Raw genomic sequence first — 10,757 nt, 5'->3', positions numbered from 1 at the left:
TTCGCGTGAGCAGCCTGCATGCAGCCCTGCGCCTTGCGCGGACCGAGCAGGTTGGCCCGCGCACATGGCAGCGGCTGGTAGCGCAGTATGGCACGCCAGAAGCGGCACTGGATGCCCTGCCGGGCCTGCCCGCCAGAGGGCGCACACGCCCCAGCATTCCCCCGCGGGACAGCATTGAGCGCGAAATTGAAAACACGCTGGCCCTCGGCGGGCAGTTCCTGACCCTGCTGGACCCGCACTACCCGCCCCTTTTGCGGCATATTCCCGATGCCCCACCCGTACTGAGCATTCTGGGCGACCCTGCCTGCCTGAGCCAGCCGGGCGTTGGCATTGTCGGGGCGCGCAATGCCTCGGCCCAAGGGTTGCGGCTGGCCGAAAGTCTGGCCACGGAGATGGCCGACTCCGGCCTGAGCGTTATTTCCGGTCTGGCACGGGGGATAGACAGCGCCGCCCATCATGGCGCGCTGTACAAACAGGGGCTGACCGTTGCCGCCATAGCAGGCGGGCTGGACTGCCCCTACCCGCCCCAGAATAGTGATTTGCAGGCCCGCATTGCCCAAATGGGCGCGGTTGTTACCGAGGCCGCCCTTGGTACCGCCCCGCAAGGCCGCCATTTTCCGCGCCGGAACAGACTTATTGCAGGGCTGGCCCTTGGCTGTGTGGTGGTGGAGGCAGCCCCCCATTCTGGCACGCTGATTACAGCACGCATGGCCGCCGATTACGGGCGAGAAGTCTTTGCCGTACCCGGCTCCCCGCTGGACCCAAGGTGCAGGGGCAGCAACGACCTGCTACGCAAGGGAGCTATTCTGGTTGAGCGTGTGGCCGATATTCTGCCCCATATTGCCATAACCCCACCCCAGAACCCGCCTTTGGCCCCGAGCCGCACAAAATCCACGCCTGACCTGTCTGCATCTCTTCCCCCATCCGCCACCACAGGCATAGAGGGGGAGGATTTTAAAAATTCATTGCAAAAACAAAGTCTTGCACCCACAACTCCGGCGTTACCGGCACAGCAGCATGCGGCACCTCCCCCTGCCAGGCAGCTGCTTGATCTTCTGTCCTTTACACCCATAGCTGTTGACGATCTTATAAGGCGCTGCCAGTTCTCGGCTTCTGTCGTTCTGGCCGCGCTCACCCAGCTTGAGCTGTCAGGTCAGGTGACCACCTATCAGGATGGTCGCGTTGGGCTAACTAACGGGCAGGCAGAAACGAGTAGGTAAGTGCTGCTTCCGGGCAGGTCGGAGAGAGTATGACTGACGTTGTTGTGGTCGAGAGCCCAGCCAAGGCTAAAACGATCAACAAATATCTGGGCGATGGCTACACGGTGCTTGCATCGTTTGGACATGTGCGCGACCTCCCCCCCAAAGATGGGTCCGTCCTGCCTGATGACGGCTTTGCCATGAAGTGGCAGGCCGATGAACGCGGCACAAAGCAGGTTGCTGCCATTATCAAGGCGCTCAAGGGCGCCAAGCACCTCTACCTCGCCACTGACCCGGACCGGGAGGGGGAAGCCATTTCGTGGCATGTGCGCGCCATGCTGGAGGAGCGCAACGCGCTCAAAGGCGTGGACGTGCAGCGTGTCACGTTTAATGAAATTACCAAAAGCGCCATCAAGCACGCCATGGCGCACCCCCGCGAGCTTGATCTGCCGCTGATCGAAGCTTATCTGGCCCGCCGGGCGCTAGATTATCTGGTGGGCTTTACCCTCTCCCCCGTTCTGTGGCGCAAGCTGCCCGGCTCGCGCAGTGCTGGCCGAGTGCAATCCGTTGCCCTGCGCCTGATCTGCGAGCGTGAGGCCGAGATCGAGGTATTTAAACCGCGGGAATACTGGAGTGTAACCGCGTCACTGCTTACGCCGGGCAACGCCCCCTTTACCGCGCGCCTGACGCACCTGAACGGCAAAAAACTCGACCAGTTTGACCTTGGCAATGCCGAGCAGGCCGAAGCCGCTAAACGCGCGGTGGAAGCCGAGGAACTGAGTGTCCGCTCCATTGAGCGGCGCAAGGTCCGGCGCAACCCGCAGCCCCCCTTTACCACCTCCACCTTGCAGCAGGAGGCATCGCGCAAGCTGGGCATGAGTGCCCAGACCACCATGCGCACCGCCCAGCAGCTCTATGAAGGCATGGAACTGGGGGGGGAAACAGTCGGCCTGATCACCTATATGCGAACCGATGGCGTAACCATGGCGCAGGAAGCCATCCACGCCATTCGCGGGCATATCGGCAGCAAGATTGGCGCGGACTACGTGCCCGCCCAGCCACGCCATTACACATCCAAGGCCAAGAACGCGCAGGAAGCGCATGAGGCCATTCGCCCCACGGATATTTCCCGCACCCCCGAATCCATGGCGCGCTACCTCAACAACGATCAGCGCCGCCTGTACGAACTGGTGTGGAAGCGCGCCGTAGCCAGCCAGATGGAATCGGCAACGCTGGATCAGGTAGCGGTAGATATTGCTGGCCCCTCCGCCCAGACCGTACTGCGTGCCAATGGCTCGATCATTACCTTTGACGGCTTTCTCAAACTCTACCGCGAAGGGCGCGATGATAGCGAAAAAGCTGCGGCGGATGATGAGTCGCGCATGCTCCCGCCCATGCATGAGAAAGACCCCCTCAAGCGTGAGGACGTAGAGGCGGAACAGCACTTCACCCAGCCGCCCCCGCGCTATTCCGAGGCGTCTCTGGTCAAGAAAATGGAAGAGCTGGGCATTGGTCGGCCCTCTACCTATGCGTCCATCCTGACCGTGCTTCAGGACCGCAGTTACGTTCAGCTGGAAAACCGGCGCTTTGTGCCCGAAGCCCGTGGGCGGCTGGTGACTGCGTTTCTTGTCTCCTTTTTCGAACGGTATGTGGACACGGGCTTTACGGCCAGTCTGGAAGAACTGCTGGATGATATTTCGGACGGGCAGGCCCAGTGGAAGGAAGTTCTGGCCTCCTTCTGGCATGACTTTTCCAAAGCGGTGGGCGACACCAGGGAACTGACCATTACCGATGTGCTGAACGCACTGGACAAGGACCTTGGCCCCTTCTTCTTCCCCCCCCGCGCAGATGGCTCGGACCCAAGGCAGTGCGCTGCATGCGGTACGGGGCGGCTTGGCCTTAAGCTGGGGCGTTATGGAGCGTTTATTGGCTGCTCCAACTACCCCGAATGCCAGTTTACCCGCAGGCTGACAGCCGAAAGCGCTGAAGATGGCGATGGCAGCAGCACGCTCAAGGATGGTATGCGCCTGCTGGGCCAGCACCCGCAAACCGGCGAGGATATTACAGTACGGCAGGGGCCATGGGGCCTGTATGTGCAGCAGGGCGAACCCGACCCGGTGGACAAAAAAGCCAAGCCCCGCCGCGCATCCCTGCCCAAAGGGATGGATGGGGCCAGCATCACGCTGGATCAGGCTGTTGGCCTGCTCTCCCTCCCCCGCCTTGTGGGCCTGCACCCTGAAACCGGCGAGCCGATAGAGGCCGGTCTGGGCCGGTTTGGGCCATACGTCAAAATGGGTGCGGTTTATGGCTCGCTCGACAAGGATGATGATGTCCTGACCGTGGGGCTGAACCGGGCAGTTGATGCACTGGCCAAAAAGCTGGCCTCCATCCGCAATCTGGGCAACCACCCCAAGGATGGCGAGCCGGTGATGGTGCGCAAGGGCCGGTTTGGGCCATACGCCCAGCACGGGCAGGTGGTCGCCACCCTGCCACGCGGCACGGATATGGACGAGGTCACTCTGGACGAAGCCGTGGCCCTGCTGGCAGACAAGGGCAAGCCACTCAAGGCCAAAGCCGGGGCCAAAAAAGCCCCAGCCAAGAAAAAAGCGGCCACAAAAACCGCAACTGCCAAGGCCACCACCAAAGCGCCAGCCAGAACTGCCGCCAAGACAGCAACCAAGAGTGCGACCAAGAGTGCGACCAGAACCACAAAGGCCAAAGCGGCCGCCACACCAGATGGCGAAGCCGCACCAGCCAAGCCCAAGGCCCGCAAGGCCACCACCACAACGCGCAAAAAAAAGGCTGAATAACCCATGTCTGGCAGGTCTGAAGTTGCTGCCCTTCCTTCCAGCGCAGCACTTCGGGCCTTCCTGCTTGGCGGGGTTACCCCCGTTGGGCTGAGCGACATTCTGCGCGTATTTGACCGCCCGATCCGCGACAAGGCACGCCTGAAGGCCATACTGCACACCATGGCGCTGGATGGCAGCCTGCTTGACCTGCCCGCAGGACGCCTGAAAGCCTCCATCGGGCTGCCAGAAACCGCACGGGCGCGCATAACCCATATCCGACCCGACGGAACCCCCTGCGGCATACTGGTTGATGACCCCGCGGCAACGCCTGTTGTTCTCAACACCCGCGCCCCCGACCTGCTCCTCCCCTTACCCGGTGATCTGGTTCTGGCCCGCCTGCGCCCCGCCTGCGGTGCCCACCGCAGGGAGGCCCGCGCCGAACGTGTACTGGCCCGAACGGGGGAAAGGCTCGCCTTTTCCCGCGCACTGGGGGAGGATGGCGCATCCGTGGAACGGCTATGGGCCTGTAACCCGCAGATTGCAGGCACGTTCGCGCTGGCCACACCTGAGCAGCATACCCTGCCGGAACCGGGGGAAGTTGTTCTGGCGACCTTGCGCACCATGCCAGATGGCACCCTGGCCGTGGATACCCCCACCCCTTACGGCCGGGCAGACACCGCAGGCATGGCCAGCGCCCTCAGCCTGCTGACACACGCCATTCCCACCCGGTTTTCCGCCGCAGCGGAGCAGGAGGCCGCACGCGTAGCCGCACAGGCCGCAGCCCTGCACAACCAGCCCGCCCCAGCCGACCGGCACGACCTGCGCGCCCTCCCGCTCATTACGCTGGATGATGAAACCGCACAGGATTATGACGACGCCATATGGGCAGAGCCGACCGACACGGGTTTTCATCTTGTCATCGCCATTGCCGATGTCAGCCACTTCGTACCGACCGGTTCGGCGCTGGATGAGGAGGCCCGCATACGGGGCACCTCCCTTTACCTGCCCGACCAGACCATACCCATGCTGCCGCCGGACCTGTCGGCCAATGCGTGTTCGCTCCTGCCCGGGCAGGACCGGCTCTGCCTGTTTGCCGATATTCTCATCACCCATGACGGCCATATGCAGGATGGAACAATCAGGCCCGGCATCATGCGCAGTGCAGCCCGGCTGAGCTACCGCAATGCACAGGATGCGCTGGACGGCAAAACCCTGCCCCCGGCGCACCCCATCCACACCCTGCCCGCAACATTGCTGCAAACCCTTATGGCGGCAGGCGCTGCGCTCGATAAGGCCGCAACCAAACATAACGCCATGCGTTGGGAAGAAGATGCCTGGGTCATCACCTTCCACCCGGACGGGCAGCCTGCTGCCTTTTTACCGCGCGAGCGCCTTGCAACCCATGATCTGGTCGCCAGTTTCATGATCGCGGCAAACACGCTCGCCGCCCGGATTGCGCATGAAAACCGGCTGGCGGTCCCCTTTCGGGTGCATCCCGCCCCTACGGCCACACAGCCACGCCCGGCAGCACGCTACAGTGCCGTAGCTGGCCACCATAACGGGCTAGGCCTGCCATTATACACCCACTTTACCAGCCCCATCCGGCGCTATGCCGACCTGCTGGTACACCGGGCCATAAGTGCCTGGTGCGCAGAGCAGAATACTCTCACAAAAACGCCTCCATCTGTGGCCTGCACGCCACTACGGGAGCAGGATTACTCTTTGGTATCGCACCTTAATTTTACAGAGCGCCGAGCCGGAAAAAGCGTTCAGGACTGCCAGAATCGGCTGGCGGCGGCCTTTCTGGTTCCCGACATAGGGCAAAACGTGAACATCCATGTCATCACAACAACACGGCATGGCCTTTACGTGCGATTGACGAAAACAGGAACTCCGTCTTTGCTGGCCGGGTCTGCTTTTCCGGATTGCGTAAGGATGAATGACGACTCGCCGCACGGTGGCATTGCTGCCCGCTACACACCCCCTGTCCAGAACGGGGCACTGCCTGTGGCAGTTCTGCTGGCAACCTGCCCGGCGCGTGGCGTGTCCGTACTGGCGTCCCGTACCCATGCGCGCTGAACGTCCCTTCCGCTGTTATGTCCGGGCCATAGTGCAGCACCAGTTGCTCCTGCCCGGCGTTATGCTGGCCATTCTGCTCCTGTGCCAGCCCGCTACGCTGCACGCCCAAAGCGGCAGCGGTGGACCTGTGCCCAGCCCGCCGCCAGCAACACCCCAGCCCACTCCCCCCAGCGCGCCTGCGCCCGCGGAGGTACCAGCGGAGGCACCAGCGGGAGCAGGACCAGCAGCAGCCAGCCCGGCACCAGCTCCACCACCCCAGCCCGATGTCCCCGCATCCCCCTCCTCCCCTGCGGTGGACATGCAGCTCGTACATTCGGTTATTGCCACCGCACTGGAGTTTCTGGGGCCCCGTACGCTTGACCCCCATAGCAGCCGCGATTTTACCCTGTGGGGGCTGGGCTGCCTGACAGCACTGGACCCTACGCTCACCTTCGATTCCCGGGGAGCAAACATCCAGCTCCTTGCGGGTCCGCAACCCCTGCTCTCCCGCCCGGCCCCACCAGCGGACAGCGTGGAGGACTGGGCCAGACTGGCCACCGATTTTCTGGAAGCCGCCCGCGCCCATTCCACCGCTGTACGGTCAGCCGGGCGGGATGATCTGCTGCAGGCGTTTTTTGATGAACTGTTCAATCATCTGGACCCCTATTCCCGCTATATAGGCCCATCCTCCGCCAGTACGGACCGCGAAACCCGTACGGGCGGGGAAGCCGATGCAGGCATTACACTGACCCAGAACGGACGACATATTGTTGTGTCCGCCATCAACGCGAATGGCCCGGCATGGACCTCCGAGATTGATACAGGGGACCGGGTTATAGCCGTGAATGGCCAGTTAACCGCCGGACAATCCGTTGCAACCGTTACGGACTGGATTCGTGGGCCGGAAGACAGCGCCCTTGTGCTGCGCCTGCTCTCCCCCGGGCGGCGGCGCACGCATACGGTTACGCTGCGCCGCTCCAAAGTACCGCCAGAAACCGTGTTCGCCTTTGCCAGCGGCCCGATTGTGGTGCTCCGCGTCACCGCTTTTTCCTCCGACACAGCGGAGGAGATGAGCCAGTATCTGGATCAGGCCACACAGGACAAAAACCTGCGCGGCCTGATTATTGACCTGCGTGGCAACCGGGGCGGTGTGCTGCAACAGGCCGTAACAGCCGCAGCCCTGCTGCTTGACCACGGCGTGGCCGCCGTAACCAGCGGGCGGGACCCGCAATCCAACCATATCTGGGCCGTGCAGGGCGGGGACATGACCAACGGCCTGCCCATTGCCGTTCTGGTGGATGGACGCACCGCAAGTGCTGCGGAAATTCTGGCAGCGGCTCTGGCCGACCACCGGCGCGCCGTGGTGATCGGCAGCGCAACTCTGGGCAAGGGACTGGTGCAGACCGTGGCGCAGCTCCCCGATGAAGGCGAACTGTTTGTCACGTGGAGCCGGGTCATAGCCCCCCTGCACTGGCCGTTGCAGGGGCTGGGCGTTATGCCCCAGATCTGCACCAGTCTGGGGGAGGCGGACACAAACCACGCGCTCCACACGCTCGCCAGCGGCAAACTGGCCAATCAGGCCGCCATCACCGCCTCCCGCGCAGCACGGTACCCGTTGGGTGTTCCCGATATTCTGGCCATTCGCAAGGCATGCCCCGCCGCACTGGGCAATGACCGCGACATCAGCGTCGCGCGTGACCTTATCAACCACCCCACATGGTACAAGACCGCCATAACCGCCATTCCCGATGATGTAGCCGCCTCACCCCAGATGTCCGCCACACCATGAAGGAGGACATGCTCCCTCCCCCACGCCTGCGCACCGAACTTGTTGCCAGAGCACTCCTCCGCCAGTCCGGGCTGGATGGCCGTTCGGCCATGCTGCTGCGCAGGGGCGACCCGGATGCGGGCGGTATTCTGGTCATATTACTCGGCCGTACCGGAGAGGGCATTGTGCTCACCCAGACCCGCACACCAGCGGGAGAAGCAGCCTGGCTGCGCGGCACGGGCCCAACACCCGTAGGCGCAGAGCAGATTCACGCCTATGTTGACCGGCAGCTCAAATACGACCCGGACCTGTGGGTGCTGGAAGTTGAAACCGTGGACTTCAGCCCTCCGTTTGAAGCAATCCTGATCTGACAAGAAAGGTAGGTATTGTGGCTTAACCCACACGCCTGCGGTATTTATGACGCATAAAATCCATAAGTTTGGGAAAACTCTGGCTTCTGCCTGTTGCGTCATACACAACTTTACAGCAAAGAAGGCAGGCATGTGTGCCCTCGTACCATCCAACGCCATACGTGACGTATCGCACAACCTTTGCCACAGCAGGGAGAAGACCATGAAGCCGCGCCGTATACTGCTCGCGCAAACGCTGCTTTCTGCGCCGCTTGCGGCTGGCCTCCTGCTGTCCGCCGTTTCAGCGCATGCGCAGCCTGTTCAGGGCCTGTATATTGCCGGTGAAGGGGGGGGAACCCTCAATCAGGACCAGCGCGTCAGAAGTACGCCCAACTTCCCCGATGGTCGTGACCGCTGGAAAGCTGGCGCGGTTGGAATCGGCTCCGTAGGCTGGGGTCTTGGCAACGGTTTCCGTGTTGAGGTCGAAGGTAACTACCGTAACATGGATTATAACCGCCTTGTGAACAGCAACGTGACCACAAAAGGGGACGGCCGCCGCCAGACCTATGGCGTTATGGTCAATGCCCTGTTTGACCTTGATATCGGCAAGCCGTGGCTGTTCCCTTATTTCGGGGCTGGCGTTGGCTACGGCTGGACCTCCACCACAGCATCGCTCGTGGGGCATAATGCCTCGGGTGGCACCACCATACAGCGTATGGGTGGCACTTACGGTAACGCCACCTATCAGGGTATTTTTGGTCTGTCCTTTCCCGTTCCCTGGGTTGTCGGCCTGTCGGCCACGGCGGAATACCGGTTCTGGACCATGTTTGGTCCACAATCCCATGGTGTGACCTCCACGGGCGATATTGGCGGTACACAGGCTGTTCTTGGCGGAAGCACCACCTTTAACGGCACCCACAAAACGGCAACGGACTTCAACCATTCCATGATGCTGGGCCTGCGGTACGAGTTTAACCCCGCACCTCCGCCCCCTCTCCCCATTGCCAATGCCCCGGCTCCGGCCCCGCAGGCCGCGCGCAGCTATCTGATTTTCTTTGACTGGGATAAAGCCGACCTGACAGACAGGGCGCGTTCCATTGTGAGCGAAGCCGCACAGGCCGCAACCCATATTGCCCTGACCCGCATTACTGTCTCGGGCTATACGGATAATTCCTCTGCCCATCCGGGCCAGAAGGCGGGCGAAGAATACAACATGAAGCTCTCCATCCGCCGCGCAACGGTTGTTAAGGCCGAATTGATGCGCGATGGCATTGCAGGCTCCACCATTGATATTCATGGTTATGGGGACACGCACCCGCTGGTGCAGACAGGCCCCAATACCAAGGAAGCCCAGAATCGCCGCGTGGAAATTATCTTCCGCTAACCGGCAGGTTTCTTCCCTGTCCTAAAAAAGCCCGCCCCGATATGAGGCGGGCTTTTTTATACCCCAGACAGCATGATTTGAGCAGATAGAGGCTTACAGTCCCGAAAACAGGGAAGTGGAAAGGTAACGCTCGGCAAAAGAGGGCGCTATGACAACAATGGTTTTGCCTGCGTTTTCCTTTTTATGAGCAAGCTGCAAAGCGGCATGCAGCGCGGCCCCGGAGGAAATACCAACGGGAATACCGTCAATACGTGCGCATCGTCTGGCAGCGGCAATGGCCTCACGTTCAGAGACGGTCAGCACCCCATCAAGCGATTTAAGGTGGAGCGTTGCCGGGCAAAAACCCGGGCCGATCCCCTGAATACCGTGGGGGCCGGGTTCATCCCCGTTCAGGACGGCACTTTCCGCCGGTTCCACACCAAAGACCTGTATGCCCTTGCGCCGGAGCTTGAGCGATTCTGCAATCCCGGTTGCGGTTCCACCCGTGCCAACACCGGCAACAACAATATCGACCTTGCCTGCCGTATCTTCCCAGATTTCCTCCGCTGTGGTGGCGGCATGCACTGCGGGGTTTGCGGGATTATCAAACTGGTCAGGCATCCAGGCATCAGGCGTTTCGGCCAGAATCTCGTTCGCGCGAGCAATGGCGCCTGCCATGCCAAGGCGTGCGGGGGTCAGTTCCACCTGAGCATCCATCAACCGCACCATACGACGCCGCTCGATGGAGGCTCCCTCGGGCATGGTCACGATCAGCCTGTAACCCCGTGCCGCAGCCACAAACGCCAAGGAGATACCCGTATTACCCGATGTGGGTTCCACCAGCAGGGTGCGGCCGGGTTTAATTTCGCCCCTGCGTTCGGCGTCAAGCACCATGGCTGTGCCGATTCTGTCCTTGACCGAGCCAAGCGGATTAAAAAATTCCAGCTTGAGCAGAATCCGGCTTTTCAGCTTATCTTCGCGCATGATGCGCGGCAGGGCGACCAGAGGGGTTCCACCCACCACATTCAAAACCGAGTCGTAAACTCTCCCACGAGGTGCTGCAAAGCCATAACCCTCGTTATCGTGCGTTGTTGATGACATTTTGTCCCTACCTGAACTGTTTATATGTTCAACTGTCTTATAATACGAATTTACAACGTAGATAAACAGCCATTCCCCTGCTATAAGCACCCAACACAGCAAGGCTGGCACATCATACGCCAGACCGTA

7 protein-coding genes are annotated in these 10,757 nt (G+C 61.4%); 6 read left to right on the top strand and 1 reads right to left on the bottom strand.

Translation table 11 applies throughout. From position 1 onward, the window contains the following. The first annotated feature begins 5 nt into the window (after positions 1 to 5). From dprA to AB2L51_RS04005, 6 genes are all read left to right on the top strand, one after another. Positions 6 to 1,220 (top strand): DNA-processing protein DprA, encoded by a 1,215-nt coding sequence (gene dprA / locus AB2L51_RS04030; protein ID WP_395581138.1) that lies wholly within the window; start codon positions 6 to 8, stop codon positions 1,218 to 1,220. A gap of 29 nt (positions 1,221 to 1,249) precedes the next feature. Further along, entirely contained in the window at positions 1,250 to 4,009 is a 2,760-nt protein-coding gene (gene topA, locus AB2L51_RS04025; RefSeq protein WP_395581137.1) for a type I DNA topoisomerase, read from the top strand. Between the two features lie 3 nt (positions 4,010 to 4,012). After that, on the top strand, positions 4,013 to 6,067 hold the full coding sequence (locus AB2L51_RS04020; RefSeq protein ID WP_395581136.1) for an RNB domain-containing ribonuclease: 2,055 nt from the start codon (positions 4,013 to 4,015) through the stop codon (positions 6,065 to 6,067). 61 nt (positions 6,068 to 6,128) lie between these two features. Beyond that, positions 6,129 to 7,835, top strand: a complete 1,707-nt coding sequence (locus AB2L51_RS04015; RefSeq protein WP_395581243.1) for a S41 family peptidase — start codon at positions 6,129 to 6,131, stop codon at positions 7,833 to 7,835. Between the two features lie 8 nt (positions 7,836 to 7,843). Further along, positions 7,844 to 8,185 (top strand): DUF1491 family protein, encoded by a 342-nt coding sequence (locus AB2L51_RS04010; protein WP_395581242.1) that lies wholly within the window; start codon positions 7,844 to 7,846, stop codon positions 8,183 to 8,185. A gap of 130 nt (positions 8,186 to 8,315) precedes the next feature. Beyond that, a complete protein-coding gene (locus tag AB2L51_RS04005; RefSeq protein ID WP_395581135.1) occupies positions 8,316 to 9,548 on the top strand; it encodes an OmpA family protein in 1,233 nt (410 codons plus the stop codon). A gap of 93 nt (positions 9,549 to 9,641) precedes the next feature. On the opposite strand, the gene cysK is transcribed toward AB2L51_RS04005, so the two are convergent. After that, positions 9,642 to 10,628, bottom strand: coding sequence for a cysteine synthase A (gene cysK / locus AB2L51_RS04000; protein ID WP_395581134.1), 987 nt, complete (start codon positions 10,626 to 10,628; stop codon positions 9,642 to 9,644). Positions 10,629 to 10,757 lie beyond the last annotated feature (129 nt).

It is taken from the genome of Acetobacter fabarum, from assembly GCF_040702925.2.
In the GTDB taxonomy this organism is placed as follows: Bacteria; Pseudomonadota; Alphaproteobacteria; order Acetobacterales; family Acetobacteraceae; genus Acetobacter; species Acetobacter fabarum_B.
The sequence above is the reverse complement of the archived record's forward strand: the minus strand, read 5'-3'. Positions and strand labels throughout refer to the sequence as shown.